Below are 17,209 nucleotides of genomic sequence, written 5' to 3'. Positions count from 1 at the left end.
TGGGGAGGGAGGAAACGGACAAAAAGACTCAATCCGCTTGCTTGCGGAGGAAGGCCGGGATCTCGATCTCATCCATCCCGTTGCTGGCCAGCGCATCGACCTTCGCCGCCGCGGTACGGCCGGTGCGCCACACGCTGGGCGTGGTGAGCTGGCTGTAGTCGTGGGCGGGCGCGGACTGGTGCACCGGCTGGGTCAGGATGGGCAGGTTGTCGGTGCCCGTGCGCTGCATCACCGCCGGCGCACTGTGCACCACCTGGATCGGCGCGGCCTGGCGCTTTTGCGGCGACAGTCCGGTGGCGATCACGGTGACGCGCAGCTGGTCGCCCAGGCTCTCGTCGTAGGCCGTGCCGTAGATGACGTGCGCATCCTCCGCGGCGTAGCGGCGGATGGTGTTCATCGCGTTGCGGCTTTCGCTCAGCTTGAAGGTGTTGCGGTTGGCCGCGATCAGCACCAGCACGCCGCGCGCGCCGGACAGGTCGATGCCTTCCAGCAGCGGGCAGGCCACCGCCGCGTCCGCTGCCTTGTTGGCGCGGTCCGGGCCGCTGGCCGTGGCCGTGCCCATCATCGCCTTGCCGGGCTCGCTCATCACCGTCTTCACGTCCTCGAAGTCCACGTTCACGAGGCCGGGGATGTGGATGATGTCGCTGATGCCGCCCACCGCGTTCTTCAGCACGTCGTTGGCATGCGCGAAGGCCTGGTCCTGCGTCACGTCGTCGCCCAGCACGTCCAGCAGCTTGTCGTTGAGGATGACGATCAGCGAGTCGACGTTGGCTTCGAGTTCGGCGAGGCCCGCGTCGGCAGCCTTCATGCGGCGGGTGCCTTCGAAATCGAAGGGCTTGGTCACCACGCCCACCGTCAGGATGCCCATTTCCTTCGCCACGCGGGCGATGACCGGCGCCGCGCCCGTGCCGGTGCCGCCGCCCATGCCGGCGGTGATGAACAGCATGTTCGCGCCGGTGATGGACGCGCGGATGCGATCCACCGCCTCTTCAGCGGCAGCGCGGCCGGCTTCGGGCTTGGCGCCGGCGCCCAGGCCGGTGCTGCCCAGCTGGATCAACTGGTGCGAGGCCGAACGGTTGAGCGCCTGCGCATCGGTGTTGGCGCAGATGAATTCCACGCCCTGCACGCCTTGCGCAATCATGTGGTCGACCGCGTTGCCGCCGCCGCCACCCACCCCGATCACCTTGATCTGCGTGCCCAGGTCGAATTCTTCGATCATTTCGATGGCCATGTCTTTAACTCCTTCAATGCAGTTGCCGTGTCTGTTGTGTGTTTCCCGCCGATTGAGCGCTGCGGTAGCCCGGCCAGGCCGGGGTCCGCAGTCGTCGACTTGTGTTTATTCGTGGGCGTGGTGGGCCATGGATGAGGCCGATCACCCGTCGTCCGAACGGTTTCCTCGCGAGTGAGTTCCTCATCTCATCCCCTTCACTCAGAAGTTCCCCAAGAACCAGTCCTTCGCCCGGCCGAACAGGGTCTTCACCGACCCCGCCTGCTGGGCGGCCCGCATGCCGCGTGAGCGCGCGATGCGCGCTTCCTCAAGCAAACCCATCACCGTGGCCGAGCGCGGGTTCGCGACCATGTCGTACAGCGCGCCGCTGTAGGTCGGGATGCCCTTGCGCACGGGCTTGAGGAAGATGTCCTCGCCCAGCTCGACCATGCCCGGCATCACTGCCGCGCCGCCTGAAATCACGATGCCCGAGGACAAGAGTTCCTCGTAGCCGCTCTCGCGGATGACCTGGTGCACCAGCGAATAGATCTCTTCCACACGCGGCTCGATCACGCCGGCCAGTGCCTGGCGAGAGAGCATTCGCGGTGCCCGGTCGCCCAGGCCCGGCACTTCCAGCTGTTCGGACGGATCGGCCAGCAGTTGCTTGGCCACGCCGTACTCGACCTTGATCTCTTCCGCGTCCTTGGTCGGCGTGCGCAGCGCCATCGCGATGTCGCTGGTGATGAGATCGCCCGCGATCGGAATCACCGCCGTGTGGCGGATCGCGCCATCGGTGAAGATGGCCACGTCCGTCGTGCCCGCGCCGATGTCCACCAGCGCGACGCCCAGGTCCTTCTCGTCCTCGGTCAGCACGGCATGGCTGGATGCGCTCGGGTTGAGCACCAGCTGGTCCACCTCCAACCCGCAGCGGCGCACGCACTTCACGATGTTCTCGGCCGCGCTCTGCGCGCCGGTCACGATGTGCACCTTCACCTCCAGGCGCCCGCCGCTCATGCCGATGGGCTCCTTCACCTCGTGCCCGTCGATCACGAATTCCTGCGGCTCCACCAGCAGCAGGCGCTGGTCGTTCGGAATGTTGATGGCCTTGGCCGTCTCGACCACGCGCGCCACGTCCACCGGCGTCACTTCCTTGTCGCGCACGATCACCATGCCGGTGCTGTTCTGCCCGCGGATGTGGCTGCCGGTGATGCCGGTGTACACGCGCGTGATCTTGCAGTCGGCCATCATCTCGGCCTCTTTCAGCGCCTGCTGGATGCTCTGCACCGTCGCGTCGATGTTCACCACCACGCCGCGCTTCAGGCCGTGCGTGGGCGCCACGCCCAGCCCCGCCACCCGCAGTTCGCCGCCGGGCAGGACCTCGGCCACCACCGCCATCACCTTGGCAGTGCCGATGTCCAGTCCGACCACGAGATCCTTGTATTCCTTGGCCATCTGACCCTCTTATTTCTTTGCGTCTTTCGGGATCACCGTGGTGATGCCCTTGAGCCGAACCGCATACCCGTCGTTGTGGCGCAGGTCCGCGTATTCGAGCGGGCGCTGGTAGCGCTGCGTGACCTGCGTGAGCGTGGCGAGGAAGCGTTCGGTGCGTGCGAGCACCTCGTCGTCCGTGCCGCGCCCGAGTTCGATGTCCGCGCCGCTGTCCAGCTCCACGCGCCAGGAGCCGCGGCCCGACAGCGACAGGCTGTCGATGTGCGCATCCATACGCTGGAACAGCGGCTTGAGCCGTCCCAGCAGCGCCAGCATGTGGACGGCACTGCCCTCGGGTCCGTTCAGCGTGGGCAGGCTGTCGTCTTCCACGTCGCCGATGTTGGCCTCGAACACCTCGCCGAAGGTGTTCACCAGCTTGTCGGCCGTGCTGTCGCTGCCCCATACCGCCGCGGGCCTGTGCTCTTCGAGCCGCACGGCCAGGCGGTTGGGCCAGATGCGACGCACGATGGCCTGGCGCACCCAGGGCACCGACTCGAAGGCCTTCTTGTCCTTCTGCAGGTCGGTCGTGAAGAAGTTGCCCGCGAGCTTGGGCGCCGCATTCGCGCGGATGGTGGACACGCTGTTGCGCGCCACCTCGCCTTCGACCTGGATGGACTTGATGCCGAACACCGGCAGGCGCACCACCCAGTTCACCGCCAGCGCGGCCAGCGCCAGGCCCGCCACCACGAACAGCAGGTTCGCAGTGACGTGCATCAGCTGCACATCGCCGGGGATCGGCGAAGCGTTGGCGGTGAAGGCGGTGGCGGCGGCCATGTCGGTGGTCAGTTCAGCGGGTCGAGTCCAGTCGCGCTTGCGAGAGCAGAGTGACGCACAGCTGCGGGTAGCTCATGCCCGCAGCAGCGGCGGACTTGGGCACCAGCGAATGCGAGGTCATGCCGGGCGACGTATTGATCTCCAGCAGGTAAGGCTTGCGGTCGGTCTTGCGGATCATCAGGTCGGCACGCGCCCAGCCGCGGCAGCCCAGCGTCTTGTAGGCCTGCACCACGATGCGCTGGATCTCGCGTTCCTCGGCTTCGGGCAATCCGCTCGGCACGAGGTACTGCACGACGTCGGTGAAGTACTTGTTCTGGTAGTCGTAGCTGCCTTCGGGCGCGACGATGCGGATCACCGGCAGCGCGCGGGCGTTCTCACCCTCGCCAAGCACGGGGCAGGTCACTTCCTCGCCCTCGATGAACTCCTCGCACAGCACGTCGGGGTCGTACTGCGTGGCGAGCTTCACCGCGTCCTGCATCTGCGAGTAGCCGGCCACCTTGGTGATCCCGATGGACGAACCCTCGCGCGGCGGCTTGACGATGAGCGGCAGGCCGATGGTGTCGGGCACCTGGATGACACGCTCGCGCGACTGGTCGTCCGGGCTCAGCCACACATGCCGCGGCGTGGGCAGGCCTTCGGCGATCCACACACGCTTGGTCATCACCTTGTCCATGGCGATGGCCGAGGCCATCACGCCGGAGCCGGTGTAGGGAATGCCCAGCAGTTCGAGCGCGCCCTGCAGCGAACCGTCTTCGCCGTGGCGGCCGTGCATGGCTATGAAGCAGCGCTGGAAGCCTTCGCGCTTGAGGTCACCGAGGTCGCGCTGCGCCGGGTCGAAGGCATGCGCATCCACGCCCTCGGACTTCAGCGCTTCCAGCACGCCGGTGCCCGACATGATCGAGATCTCGCGCTCGGCGGAATCGCCGCCGTAGAGCACCGCGACTTTGCCCAGAGCCTTCACATCGATGCTCATGGCTGTCCTTTCAACATCTGCACCACTTGGGCGGGGACGTTCCCGATCGATCCCGCGCCCATGGAAATCACCACATCGCCGCCCTTCACCTGATCAGCGATGGTCTGGGGCATGTCCTTGATGTCGTCGACGAACACCGCATCGACCTTGCCGGCCACGCGCAGGGCGCGGGCCAGCGCACGGCCATCCGCGGCGACGATGGGCGACTCGCCCGCCGCATACACCTCGGCGAGCAGCACGGCATCCGCCGTGCCGATGACCTTGACGAAATCCTCGAAACAGTCGCGCGTGCGGGTGTAGCGGTGCGGCTGGAAGGCCAGCACCAGCCGGCGGCCCGGGAAGGCGCCGCGTGCGGCCGCCAGCGTCGCGGCCATCTCCACGGGGTGGTGGCCGTAGTCGTCGATGAGGGTGAAGGTGCCGCCGTCCTTGGTGGGCAGGTCGTCACCATAGCGCTGGAAGCGCCGGCCCACACCGCGGAACTCGGCCAGGCCCTTGACGATGGGCGCGTCGGGCAACTCCAGCTCCGTCGCGACCGAGATCGTCGCGAGCGCGTTGAGCACGTTGTGCTCGCCGGGCAGGTTGAGCGTGACCTGCAGGTCGGGCATGCGCACGCCGTTGCGGCGGGTGACCGTGAAACTCATCTTCCCGTCCTGGGCGCGAACGTCCACGGCACGCACCATGGCCTGCGGGTCGAAGCCGTAGGTCACCATCGGGCGCGAGATCATCGGGATGATGGAGCGCACGCCGGGGTCGTCCAGGCACAGCACGGCCGCACCGTAGAAAGGCATGCGGTGGATGAACTCCACGAAGGCCTGCTTCAGCTTCGCGAAGTCGTGGCCGTAGGTGTCCATGTGGTCGGCGTCGATGTTGGTAACGACGGCCATCACGGGCAGCAGGTTGAGGAAGGACGCATCCGACTCGTCAGCCTCGACCACGATGTAGTCGCCGCTGCCCAGGCGCGAGTTGGCGCCGGCGGCGTTGAGCTTGCCGCCGATGACGAAGGTCGGGTCCACGCCGGCTTCGGCCAGCACGCTGGTGACCAGGCTGGTCGTCGTCGTCTTGCCGTGCGTGCCGGCGATGGCGATGCCCTGCTTGAGGCGCATCAGCTCGGCCAGCATCACGGCGCGCGGCACCACCGGCACGTGCCTGCTGCGGGCGGCGATCACCTCCGGGTTGTCACCCTTCACGGCGGTGGACGTGACGACGGCGCCCGCGCCCGCGATGTTCGCCGCGTCATGCCCGATGGCGATGCGGATGCCCAGCGAGGCGAGCCGCTGCGTGACCGAGCCATCGCTCTGGTCGGAGCCCGAGACCGTGTAGCCGAGGTTGTGCAGGATCTCCGCGATGCCGCTCATGCCGGCGCCGCCGATCCCGACGAAGTGAATGTGCTTGACCGCGTGCTTCATGCAGCCACCACCAATCGTTCCAGTTCATCCGCAACACGCGCCGCGGCTTGGGGCCTGGCCAGTGCCCGTGCCTTCGTGGCCATGGCCAGCAGCGCATCGCGCGTGAGGCCCTTCAGCAGTTCGGCCAGCTTGTTCGGCGACAGCTCGGACTGCGGCAGGTGGATGCCCGCATCGTGCGACGCCAGCCATTGCGCGTTGTCGCGCTGGTGCGAGGTCGTGCTCACCACCAGTGGCACCAGCACGCCCGCCACACCGGCGGCGCACAACTCGCTCACCGTCACCGCACCGGCGCGGCACACGATGAGGTCGCAATCGGCCAGGCGCCTGGCCATGTCGTCGATGAAAGGCAGCACCTCGCCCTTCACCTGCGCTTGCTCGTAGAGCGCCTGCACCGTCGCATGGTTGTTCGCGCCGGTCTGGTGCGTCACCTGCGGACGCGAGGCTTCGTCGATGAGCGCGAGCGCCTGCGGCACGCAGTCGTTGAGCGCCTTCGCCCCCAGGCTGCCACCCACCACCAGCAGCTTCAGCGGACCGGTGCGGCCGGCGAAGCGTTCAGCGGGTGCCGGCAATGATTCGATCTCCGCACGCACCGGATTGCCCGTGACCACTGCGCGTTTCGTCTTCGCGACCTGCGGCCCGTCGAAGCCGAACGCGATGCGGTCGCAGATGCCCAGCAGCGAACGGTTGCTCATCAGCAGCGCGGCATCGGCATTCACCAGCATCAGCGGCTTGCCGAGTGCGGTCGTCATCAGGCCGCCCGGAAAGCACACATAGCCGCCCATGCCCAGCACCACGTCGGGCTGGCGGCGCTTGAGGATCCAGCCGCAGCTCCAGAACGCGGCGAGCAGGCGGAAGCCGCCGGTCAGCGTGTGCATCAGGCCCTTGCCGCGCAAGCCGCTGAACTTGATGTTGTCCATCGGGATGCCCGACGGCGGCACGAGCTTGTTCTCCATGCCGTGCGTGGTGCCGAGCCAGCTCACCGTCCAGCCGCGCGACTGCATCTCGCGGGCGACGGCCAGGCCGGGAATGACGTGGCCGCCGGTACCGGCGGCCATGACGACGAGGTGACGTGCGGTCATGCGCGCCCCCCTCTCATCATCTGCCGGTTCTCGATGTCCACCCGCAGCACGATCGCCAGCGCGACGAGGTTCATCAGGATGGCCGATCCGCCGTAACTCATCAGCGGCAGCGTGAGTCCCTTGGTGGGCAGCACCCCCAGGTTCACGCCCATGTTGATGAAGGCCTGCCCGCCCATCCAGATGCCGATGCCCTGCGCGAACAGACCGGCGAACACGCGGTCCAGCGCGATGGCCTGGCGGCCGATGTGGAACACCCGGCGTGCCAGCCAGAAGAAGGCGACGATCACGCAGGCCACGCCGATGAAGCCCAGCTCTTCGCCGATCACGGCCAGCAGGAAGTCGGTGTGCGCCTCGGGCAGGTAGTGCAGCTTCTCCACGCTGCCGCCCAGCCCCTGGCCGAAGATCTCGCCACGACCGAAGGCAATGAGCGAGTGCGACAGCTGGTAGGCCTTGCCCAGCGTGTACTTCTCGTCCCACGGATTCAGGTACGCAAAGATGCGCTCGCGCCGCCATTCGCTGAAGGTGATCATCAGCACGAAAGCGCCCACCAGCACTGCGGTGATGAGAAAGAACATGCGGCCGTTCACGCCGCCCAGAAAGAGGATGCCCATCGCGATCGCGGCGATCACGAGGAAGGCGCCCATGTCGGGTTCGGCCAGCAGCAGCAGGCCGATGACGGCCACGGAGATGGCCATGGGCAGGACGGCGCGCAGGAAGTTCTCCTTCACGTCCATCTTGCGCACCATGTAGCCGGCGGCGTACATCGCGATCGCCAGCTTGGCCAGTTCGGAGGGCTGGAAGTTCATCACGCCCAGCGGAATCCAGCGGCGCGCGCCGTAGACCACCTTGCCCACGTGCGGCACGAGCACGAGCACGAGCAGCAGGAGTGAGGCCACGAAGATCCACGGCGACAGGCGTTCCCACACGCTCACCGGAATCTGCACCGCCACGAGTGCGCACAGCGTGCCGATGACGATGGACAGGATGTGCCGCGTGAGGAAGAAGGTGGGCGTGTACTTGGCGAACTTGGGGCTGTCGGGCAGCGCCACGGTGGCGCTGTAGACCATCACCAGCCCCAGCGCGACGAGCGCGACCACCACCCAGATCAGCGGCTGGTCGAAGCCCTGCAGCTTGGTGGGCTGGCCGGAGGACACGTTGATCCAGTCGCGCACCGGCACGGCCGTGCCCTGCTCCGCGTCCTTGCGGAACAGGCCGGTGAGACGCGCCTTGAACGCGTCGAAGCCGAAGCGCGCCATCGCCGTCATGCGCTCATGTCTCCGTGCTCGGCCGCCAGTGCCCGCACCTCGTTCACGAAGACCTCGGCGCGGTGGGCGTAGTTGCGGAACATGTCCAGGCTGGCGCAGGCGGGGCTGAGCAGCACCGCATCGCCGGCATGGGCGCGGGTGAAGCACCAGGCCACCGCGGCTTCGAGCGTCTCGTGGCGCTGGATGGGCACGCCGCAGGAGGCGATGGCGTCTTCCACGGCCTGCGCGTCGCGCCCGATGGTGGCGACGGCGCGCGCATGCTTGGCCACAGGATCAGCCAGCGGTGCGAAGTCCTGTCCCTTGCCGTCGCCGCCGAGGATGACCACCAGCTTGGCCGGCGACTTGTCCATGCCCAGGCCGTTCAATGCCGCCACCGTGGCGCCGACGTTCGTGCCCTTGCTGTCGTCGTAGGCCTCGACACCGTTGACGGTGGCGACGTACTCCACGCGATGCGGCTCGCCGCCGTATTCGCGCAGGCCGTGCAGCATGGGCGCCAGCGGGCAGCCGACGGCCGTGGCCAGTGCCAGCGCGGCCAGTGCGTTCGCAGCGTTGTGGCGGCCACGGACACGCAATGCATCGGCCGGCATCAGGCGCTGGATGATGAGGTCTTCCTCTTCCGCCGCGGCGCCGCGCTTGGGCTTCTTGATGGTCTCGTCGGCTTCCATCGCACGCACCAGCCACGCCATGCCGTTCTCGACCATGAGGCCGAAGTCGCCCGGGTGGGTGGGTGCGTCCAGGCCGAAGCGCACCACGTCTCGCGGCACGAACTTGGGCGCCTTCACCTTCTTGCTGCCGGCCGCGGGCGGCTCGGGCGGACGCGGCACGAGCGCTTCCACCGCGGGGTCGTCGCGGTTGATGACCATCACCGCGTTCTTGCCGAAGATGCGTGCCTTCGCCCCGGTGTAGGCGGCCATGTTGCCGTGCCAGTCGAGGTGGTCCTGCGTGATGTTGAGGACCGTCCCGGCGCTGGGCTCGAAACCCTTGGCTTCGTCGAGCTGGAAGCTGCTGAGTTCGAGCACCCACACCTCGGGCAGGTGTTCGAAGACAGGGCCGGGCGGCGGCGGCGGGATGAGGTGAGGCGGCGGGCCGTCCATGCCTTCCAGTGCATCGGCTGCAGAACTCACGGCGTGTTCTGCCGGTGGTTCGTCGGCCGTGACCGATGTGACAGCGGCCTCCTGGCCTTCCATCGGCGCAGGCGCAGCCTCGATCGAGGGCTCCTCGCCCGCATCGTCCAACACGACAGGCACGCCCTCTTCGCTCACCGTGACGGTGCCGGAGTCTTCCTCCGTGGCGATGGAGACACCTTCTGCAGGCGCCTCGACGGGCCCATCAGCGTGCGATTCAGCGGCCGATTCAACTGCCGCTTCCGGCACCGGCTCCAGGTCCAGCGCATCCGACAGCGTCTGCAGCATCGTCGGCCCGATGTTCCCGGCCATCGCCACGCGCTTGCCTGCACGCGACACGAACAGCGCCGTCATCGCCGTCGTGGTGGTCTTGCCATTGGTCCCGGTGATGGCAAGCACCTTCGGCGCGTACTGCCGCTCGGCCTTCAGGTCATCCAGCGCGCGGGCGAACAGCTCCAGCTCGCCTTGCACCAGCGCGCCGGCGTCCGCGGCCTTGGCCATCGCAGGCGCGATGCGCTCGTCAGTGGGTGCCAGGCCCGGGCTCTTCAACACCAGCCGCACGCCATCGATCGCCTCGTCCGGCAGCACACCGGTGTAGAGCTTCGCACCCGGCACATGCTGCGCCAACGCCGCCGCATGGGGTGGGATCTCGCGCGAGTCCCACACGCGCACGGTCGCACCACAGCGCGCACTCCAGCGCGCCATGGCCAGGCCGGACTCGCCGAGCCCGAGCACGAGAACCGTGATGTCCTTCAGATGTTTCATCGCAGTTTCAGACTCGCCAGGCCGATCAGGCACAGGAGCATGGTGATGATCCAGAACCGGACCACGACCTGCGTCTCCTTCCAGCCCGATTTTTCGAAGTGGTGGTGCAGCGGCGCCATCTTCAGGATGCGGCGGCCCTCGCCGTATTTCTTCTTGGTGAACTTGAACCATCCCACCTGCAGCATCACCGACAGTGCTTCAGCGACGAACACGCCGCCCATGATCCCGAGCACGATCTCCTGGCGCGTGATGACGGCGATGGTCCCGAGCGCGCCGCCCAGCGACAGCGCGCCGACATCGCCCATGAAGACCTGCGCCGGGTGGGTGTTGAACCACAGGAACGCCAGCCCCGCACCGGCCATCGCCGCGCAGAAGATCATCAGTTCGCCGGCGCCGGGGATGTACGGGAACAGCAGGTACTTGCTGTACACCGAGCTGCCGGTGACGTAGGCGAACACGCCCAGCGCCGAGCCCACCATCACCACCGGCATGATCGCCAGGCCGTCGAGCCCGTCGGTGAGGTTCACCGCGTTGCTCGCGCCCACGATCACGAAGTAGGTGAGGATGATGAAGCCGAACACGCCCAGCGGGTAGCTGATGGTCTTCACGAACGGCACCATCAAGTCCGCCTTGGGCGGCAGCGCGTTGGAGAAGCCGCTTTGCACCCAGCGGATGAACAGCTCCACCACGCGCAGGTTCGAGGTCTCCGATACGCTGAACGCCAGGTACAGCGCCGCCACCAGGCCGATCACCGATTGCCAGAAGTACTTCTCTTTCGAGCTCATGCCCTCGGGGTTCTTCTGCACCACCTTGCGCCAGTCGTCGACCCAGCCGATGGCGCCGAAGCCCAGCGTCACGACCATCACGATCCACACGAAGCGGTTGCTCCAGTCGAACCACAGGAGCGTGGACACGCCAATGGAGATGAGGATGAGCACGCCGCCCATGGTGGGCGTGCCGCTCTTGCTCATGTGCTCCTTCACGCCGTATTCGCGGATGGGCTGGCCGATCTTCATCTCGGTCAGGCGACGGATCACCCAGGGCCCGAAGGCCAGGCCGATGAGCAGCGCAGTCATCGCCGCCATCACCGCGCGGAAGGTGATGTACTGGAAGACCCGGAAGAAGCCCAGGTCAGGTGACAGTGTCTGGAGCCAGCTTGCAAGGCTAAGCAGCATGCGAAGCTCCCGGTGATGTCATCAACGCGTTGACGACCTGTTCCATCTTCATGAATCGCGAACCCTTCACCACCACCGACGCGCAGGCCGGTGCCATGGTCAACGCGGCGATGAGCATCGCCACGTCCTCGAAATGCCGTGCGCCGTGGAACGCGGCGCTGGCGTGTGTACACAGCTGGCCCACGGTCCACAGCGATTCGATGCCGCGCTCCTGCGCATAGGCACCCACCTCGCGGTGGAACTCGGGGCCTTTCTCTCCCACCTCGCCCATGTCGCCGAGCACCAGCCAGCGCGGGCCTGGCAAGGCGGCCAGCACGTCGATCGCGGCGCGCACGGAGTCGGGGTTGGCGTTGTAGGTGTCGTCCACCAGCGTGACGGCGCGGCCGTCGCGCTGGAAGCTCTTCACCTGCGACCGGCCCTTCACGGGCGCGAAGTCCTGCAGGCCGCGGACGATGGAATCCAGCGGGCACCCGGCCGCCAGTGTGCAGGCGGTGGAAGCCAGGGCGTTCTTGACGTTGTGCACGCCGGCCACCTTCAGCGACAGCGGCGCCTCGCCAGCCGGCGTGCGCAGCGTGACGTTCCAGTGGTCGCCTTCCCAGGACGCAGCGCAGGTGACGTCGGCCGCGCCTTGCAGCGCGAAGGTCAGCACCGGCCGGCGGCCGGCCAGTTCGCGCCACACCGGCGTGTACTCGTCGTCGGCCGGGAACACTGCAACACCCAGGGGCCCCAGCGCTTGGATGGCCGAACCGTTCTCGCGCGCCACCGCTTCCACGCTGGCCATGAATTCCTGGTGTTCACGCTGGGCGTTGTTCACCAGCGCGACCGTGGGCGCGGCCATCCTGGCCAGCGCGGCGATCTCGCCCACGTGGTTCATGCCCAGCTCGACCACGCCGGCCCTGTGCCAGGCGCTGTCGTTCTGCCGAAGGCGCAGCAGCGTCAGCGGCACGCCGATGTCGTTGTTGAAATTGCCTTGCGTGGAGAACGCGCCCTCGCCCAGCCAGGCCTTGAGGATGGACGCGATCATCTGCGTCACCGTGGTCTTGCCATTGCTGCCGGTGACCGCGATGAGCGGCAGGTGGCAGCGCGCACGCCAGGCCTTGGCCAGTTCACCGAGCGCCGCCAGCGTGTCGGGCACCTGCAGGCCGGGCAAGCCGGCTTCTTCCAGGCCGCGCGATGCGATGGCCGCCACCGCACCCGACGCCTTGGCTTGGGCGAGGAAGTCATGCGCGTCGAAGCGCTCGCCCTTGAGCGCGACGAAGAGGTCGCCGGCCGCCAGCGTGCGGGTGTCGCTGTGCACGCGCAGGATGCGCACGCTGCCGTCGCCGACCAGCGCGGATCCGGGGATGAGGGCGTGGGCCTGTGCGAGCGTCATCATGATTGGTGGCGCCTCATCTCGCCGTAGCGCACCAGGGCGGCATGCGCTTCGGTCACGTCGGAGAACGGGTGCTTCACGCCGTTCACGTCCTGGTAGTCCTCGTGGCCCTTGCCGGCAATGAGCACCACGTCCGCGCTGTCGGCCAGTTGCACCGCCTGCGCGATGGCCAAGCGGCGATCCTCGATGACGATGGGCCGGTAGTCCGGCGTCATGCCCGCGACGATCTGCGACAGGATGAGCGTGGGCGACTCCATGCGCGGGTTGTCGCTGGTCACCACCACGCAGTTGGCGTGCTGCTGGGCAAGGGCACCCATGATGGGCCGCTTGCTCGAATCGCGGTTGCCGCCGCAGCCGAACACGCACCACAGCTTGCCGTCGCGCGCCTGGGCCAGCGGCTTGAGCGCCAGCAGCGCCTTCTCCAGTGCATCGGGCGTGTGGGCGTAGTCCACCACCACCTCGGGCATGTTCTCGAAGTTGTGCACCTCGTCGTCGTAGCGCGCCTCGGCCGACACGCGGTGCATGCGGCCGGGCACGGGGCTGAGCAGGCTGCACACGCGCGCGGCATCGGCCAGCGTGATGCCCAGCGCCCGCAGCGCGCCGATCACGCCCAGCAGGTTGGACACGTTGTAGTCGCCGATCAGCGCGGTGCGCACCTGCGCCTGTTCCTGGCCTTCGTACACGTCGAAGCCCAGGCCGCCGTCGTAGTAGCCCACTTCATGCGCAAAGAGCCGGGCGTCGCGCACGGTGGAGTAGGTCCAGAGGTCGATGGCCGAGCCCTGCAGCGCACGGGCCAGCACCTCGCCTTGCGGGTCGTCGACGTTGAGCACGGCCGCGCCCAGTCCGGGCCACGCGAACAGCTGGGCCTTGGCCTGCCAGTAGGCCTCCATGCTGCCGTGGTAGTCCAGGTGGTCCTGCGTGAAGTTGGTGAACATCGCCACGTGGATGTGCGTGCCCGTGAGCCGATGCTCGGTCACGCCCACGGACGAGGCCTCGATCGCACAGGCGTCGAAGCCGGCGTCGGCAAAGCTCTTGAAGGCCGCGTGCAGCACCACGGGGTCGGGCGTGGTGAGGCCGGTCGACATCATGTTGCCCGGGTCGCCGCCCGACGGCGGCTCGCCGATGCCCAGCGTGCCGACCACGCCGGCGCGGTGGCCCAGCGAGGTCAGCGCCTGCGACACCCACCAGGTGGACGAGGTCTTGCCGTTGGTGCCCGTCACCGCGATGACGCGCAGGCGGTCGCTGGGCTTGCCCAGGAAGCCGTGCGCCAGCGGGCCGGTCATGGCCTTCAGGCCCTTCATGGCGGCGATGCGCTCGTCGCCTTCCAGGTCGAAGGCGGCCATGCCCTCGGCTTCGACGAGGCAGGCGACCGCGCCCTGGCGAATGGCCGCGGCCACGTACTGGCGGCCGTCGTGCACGGCGCCCGGCCAGGCAATGAAGGCATCGCCGTTGATGACGGTGCGGCTGTCGGTGGTGATGGACACGGCCCCCCGCTTGGCCAGCCAGGCGAGTGCATCGGCGACGGTGTTCAGGATGCGCGGCATCAGAAGCTCTCCTCTTCCGCGGGGATGGCGTTCTGAACGATCTGCGGGCGCACGTCGAGGTCGGGCGGCACGCCCAGCGTGCGCAGCGTCTGCTGCACCACTTCGCTGAACACGGGGCCGGCCACGTCGCCGCCGAAGTGCACGCCGTTGCTCGGCTCGTCCACCATCACCGCGACGATGATGCGTGGATTGTTGATGGGCGCCATGCCCACGAACCAGGAACGGTATTTCTTTTCGGCATAACCCTTGCCTTCCTGCTTGTAGGCCGTGCCGCTCTTGCCGCCCACCGAGTAGCCCAGCGCCTGCGCGCGCGGCGCCGTGCCGCCGGGGCCGCACACCATGTGCAGCATCTCGCGGATGCTCTGCGCCGTCTTGGGGCTGAGCACGCGCATGCCGTTGACCGTGTCGTGGTTCTTCATCAGCGACACGGGAATGAGCTCGCCGTCGCGCGCGAACACGGTGTAGGCGTGGGCGATCTGCAGCAGCGAGGCCGACAGGCCGTAGCCGTAGCTCATGGTCGCCTGCTCGATCGGGCGCCAGGTCTTGTACGGACGCAGGCGGCCCGTCACGGCGCCGGGGAAGGCAATCTGCGGCTTCTGGCCGAAGCCCACCTGCGTGTACAGCTCCCAGATCTCGCGCGGCTGCATCTGCATCGCCATCTTGACGGTGCCCACGTTGCTGGACTTCTGGATCACCTCGGCCACTGTCAGTGCGCCATGCGGATGCGCGTCGCGGATGGTGGAACCGGTGATGTTGATGCTGCCCGGCGCCGTCTGGATGACGGTGTTGGGCGTGACGCGGCCCGTCTCCATCGCCCAGGCAGCGATGAAAGGCTTCATGGTCGAGCCCGGCTCGAAGGTGTCGGTGAGCGCGCGGTTGCGCAACTGGTCGCCCGACAGGTTCTTGCGGTCGTTGGGCGTGAAGCTCGGGAAGTTCGACAGCGCGAGGATCTCGCCGCTTTGCGCGTCCAGCACCACCACGCTCCCGGCCTTGGCCTTGTTCTGCGCGACCGCGTCACGGATGCGCTGGTAGGCGAAGAACTGCACCTTGGAATCGATGGACAGCTCGATGTCGCGGCCATCCGCCGGCTGCACGCTGTCGCCGATGTCTTCGACCACGCGGCCCAGGCGGTCCTTGATGACGCGGCGCGTGCCGTCGCGGCCGGACAGGTCGCGCTGGAAGGCCAGCTCGATGCCTTCCTGGCCCTTGTCTTCCAGGTTGGTGAAGCCCACCACGTGCGCGGCCGCCTCGCCTTCCGGGTAGCGGCGCTTGTATTCAGGCACCTGGTGCACGCCCTTGAGGTTCAGCGCGAGCACGTCCTTGGCGACCTGCTCGTCGACCTGGCGGCGCAGCCACACGAAATTGGGGTTGTCGTCCAGGTGGCCGTCCAGCTCCTTGGGCGTCATGCCCAGCAGCTTGGCGAGTTGCGCGCGCTGCTTCTTGTCGGCGTCGAAGTCTTTGGGGATGGCCCACAGCGACGGCACGCGCACGCTGGACGCGAGGATCAGCCCGTTGCGGTCGATGATGCGGCCGCGGCTGGCCGGCAGGTCCAGCGTGCGGGCGTAGCGGATCTCGCCTTGCTTGAGGAAGAAGGACGCGCCCACGATCTGCACGTACACCGCGCGGCCGATGAGCGCGCAAAAGCCCAGGCCGACCATCGCGACCAGGAACTTGGAGCGCCACGCGGGCGTGGGCGAGGCCAGCAGCGGGCTGCTGCTGTAGTTGACGCTGCGCACGCTGACGGCGCCGGCCTTGGCGGACTTCTTCTTTGCCATGCCTTCCAGGAAACTCATTGGGTGCCTCCCGTGGGTGCGGAGGCTGCCTTCGCGTAAGTGACGTACTGCGTGATCGCCGGATTGGCGCTGCGCATCTGCAGCTTCTCGCGCGCCGTCTTTTCCACGCGCAACGGCGTGGCCTGCGACTGCTTCTCGGTCTTGAGCCGCTCGAATTCGAGGTCGAGCGAGCGCTCTTCGCTCTGCGCCTTGTCGAGTTCGGCGAAAAGGCGCCGCGAGTCGTAGGAGACGCGCACGAGGTAGATGCTGCTGGCGATCAGCATCACGAGGAGCACGACGTTGACGCGCGTCATGCCGCCACCTCCGTGCGCTCGGCAATGCGCATCACGGCTGAACGCGAACGCGGGTTGGCGGCGATCTCTTCAGCCGACGGCTTCACCCGCGCGATCGACTTCAGCCGCGTGGGCTTGGGCTCCGCAAACGGCGCCCGCCGATCGATCTCGCTCTTGCTCTCGCGGGCGATGAAGGTCTTGACGATGCGGTCTTCCAGCGAGTGGAAGCTGATCACCACCAGCCTTCCGCCGGGCGCGAGCAGGCCAAGGGCCGACGTCAGCCCTTGTTCGAGCTCCTCAAGCTCGGCGTTGACAAAAATCCGAAGAGCCTGAAATGTGCGCGTTGCAGGGTCCTGGCCCGGTTCGCGGGTTTTGACCGCACGAGCCACGACGTCGGATAGCTCCCGTGTTGTTCGAACAGGACTCCCGCTCTCGCGCCGAGCAACAAGCGCCTTTGCAACCTGTAGAGCAAACCGTTCTTCCCCATAGTCACGTATCACCTCCGCGATGTGGCGCTCGTCTGCGCGAGCCAGAAAATCCGCAGCGCTTTCGCCGCGGGTGGTGTCCATGCGCATGTCCAGCGGACCGTCGAAGCGGAAGCTGAACCCGCGCGAGGGGTCATCGATCTGCGGTGAAGACACGCCCAGGTCCAGCAGAAGGCCGTCGACCTTCGTGACGCCCTGGGCGGCCAGCGTCGGCACCATCTGGCCGAAGCTCGTGTGATGGATGGAAAAACGCGGGTCAGTGACCCGCGTGGCTCCAGAGGTCGCGGCTGCGATGGCCTGTGGATCGCGGTCAATGGCGAAGAGCCTGCCTGCGCTTCCCAGCCGTTGGAGGATGAGCCGTGAATGCCCGCCCCGCCCGAAGGTGCCATCGACGTAGAGGCCCTCGGGGTTGGTGACGAGCGCATCCACCGCCTCGTTCAACAGGACGGTGGTGTGGAGGAATTCAGGGGTGCTGCTCACGTGCCAG

Annotated in this window: 14 protein-coding genes; all 14 read right to left on the bottom strand. The window is 67.5% G+C overall.

All coding sequences use genetic code 11. From position 1 onward, the window contains the following. Positions 1-28 precede the first annotated feature (28 nt). Complete coding sequence (gene ftsZ, locus DZC73_RS26930; RefSeq protein WP_124543481.1) at positions 29-1,231, bottom strand: cell division protein FtsZ; 1,203 nt, start codon at positions 1,229-1,231, stop codon at positions 29-31. Positions 1,232-1,429: 198 nt separating this feature from the next. After that, positions 1,430-2,659 (bottom strand): cell division protein FtsA, encoded by a 1,230-nt coding sequence (gene ftsA, locus DZC73_RS26925; protein WP_124543480.1) that lies wholly within the window; start codon positions 2,657-2,659, stop codon positions 1,430-1,432. Between the two features lie 9 nt (positions 2,660-2,668). After that, positions 2,669-3,469 (bottom strand): cell division protein FtsQ/DivIB, encoded by an 801-nt coding sequence (locus DZC73_RS26920; protein ID WP_124543479.1) that lies wholly within the window; start codon positions 3,467-3,469, stop codon positions 2,669-2,671. Positions 3,470-3,482: 13 nt separating this feature from the next. Next, positions 3,483-4,442 (bottom strand): D-alanine--D-alanine ligase, encoded by a 960-nt coding sequence (locus tag DZC73_RS26915; RefSeq protein WP_124543478.1) that lies wholly within the window; start codon positions 4,440-4,442, stop codon positions 3,483-3,485. Then, complete coding sequence (gene murC, locus DZC73_RS26910; protein WP_124543477.1) at positions 4,439-5,848, bottom strand: UDP-N-acetylmuramate--L-alanine ligase; 1,410 nt, start codon at positions 5,846-5,848, stop codon at positions 4,439-4,441. The genes DZC73_RS26915 and murC overlap by 4 nt, the downstream gene beginning before the upstream one ends. Then, complete coding sequence (murG, locus tag DZC73_RS26905) at positions 5,845-6,927, bottom strand: undecaprenyldiphospho-muramoylpentapeptide beta-N-acetylglucosaminyltransferase (RefSeq protein ID WP_124543476.1); 1,083 nt, start codon at positions 6,925-6,927, stop codon at positions 5,845-5,847. Before murG ends, murC begins: the two co-directional genes overlap by 4 nt. Further along, positions 6,924-8,192 (bottom strand): putative lipid II flippase FtsW, encoded by a 1,269-nt coding sequence (ftsW, locus tag DZC73_RS26900; protein ID WP_124543475.1) that lies wholly within the window; start codon positions 8,190-8,192, stop codon positions 6,924-6,926. Before ftsW ends, murG begins: the two co-directional genes overlap by 4 nt. Beyond that, complete coding sequence (gene murD, locus DZC73_RS26895) at positions 8,189-10,081, bottom strand: UDP-N-acetylmuramoyl-L-alanine--D-glutamate ligase (protein WP_124543474.1); 1,893 nt, start codon at positions 10,079-10,081, stop codon at positions 8,189-8,191. Before murD ends, ftsW begins: the two co-directional genes overlap by 4 nt. After that, a complete protein-coding gene (gene mraY, locus DZC73_RS26890) occupies positions 10,078-11,256 on the bottom strand; it encodes a phospho-N-acetylmuramoyl-pentapeptide-transferase (RefSeq protein WP_124543473.1) in 1,179 nt (392 codons plus the stop codon). The genes murD and mraY overlap by 4 nt, the downstream gene beginning before the upstream one ends. Continuing rightward, the gene (locus DZC73_RS26885; protein WP_124543472.1) at positions 11,246-12,631 is read right to left on the bottom strand and encodes a UDP-N-acetylmuramoyl-tripeptide--D-alanyl-D-alanine ligase; all 1,386 of its coding nucleotides are present in this window, start codon (positions 12,629-12,631) and stop codon (positions 11,246-11,248) included. Before DZC73_RS26885 ends, mraY begins: the two co-directional genes overlap by 11 nt. After that, positions 12,628-14,172, bottom strand: coding sequence for a UDP-N-acetylmuramoyl-L-alanyl-D-glutamate--2,6-diaminopimelate ligase (locus tag DZC73_RS26880; protein WP_124543471.1), 1,545 nt, complete (start codon positions 14,170-14,172; stop codon positions 12,628-12,630). The genes DZC73_RS26885 and DZC73_RS26880 overlap by 4 nt, the downstream gene beginning before the upstream one ends. Next, positions 14,172-15,965 (bottom strand): peptidoglycan D,D-transpeptidase FtsI family protein, encoded by a 1,794-nt coding sequence (locus DZC73_RS26875; protein WP_235835308.1) that lies wholly within the window; start codon positions 15,963-15,965, stop codon positions 14,172-14,174. Before DZC73_RS26875 ends, DZC73_RS26880 begins: the two co-directional genes overlap by 1 nt. Continuing rightward, positions 15,962-16,258: a cell division protein FtsL gene (gene ftsL / locus DZC73_RS26870; RefSeq protein WP_124543470.1), complete on the bottom strand. Its 297-nt coding sequence runs from the start codon at positions 16,256-16,258 to the stop codon at positions 15,962-15,964. Before ftsL ends, DZC73_RS26875 begins: the two co-directional genes overlap by 4 nt. Then, positions 16,255-17,202 (bottom strand): 16S rRNA (cytosine(1402)-N(4))-methyltransferase RsmH, encoded by a 948-nt coding sequence (gene rsmH / locus DZC73_RS26865; RefSeq protein ID WP_124543469.1) that lies wholly within the window; start codon positions 17,200-17,202, stop codon positions 16,255-16,257. The genes ftsL and rsmH overlap by 4 nt, the downstream gene beginning before the upstream one ends. Between the last annotated feature and the right edge of the window lie 7 nt (positions 17,203-17,209).

The sequence above is a fragment of the Rhizobacter terrae genome (assembly GCF_003852895.1).
Taxonomy (GTDB): Bacteria; Pseudomonadota; Gammaproteobacteria; order Burkholderiales; family Burkholderiaceae_C; genus Albitalea; species Albitalea terrae.
Note: the sequence above shows the minus strand (reverse complement) of the source record. Positions and strands in the feature narration are given on the sequence as shown.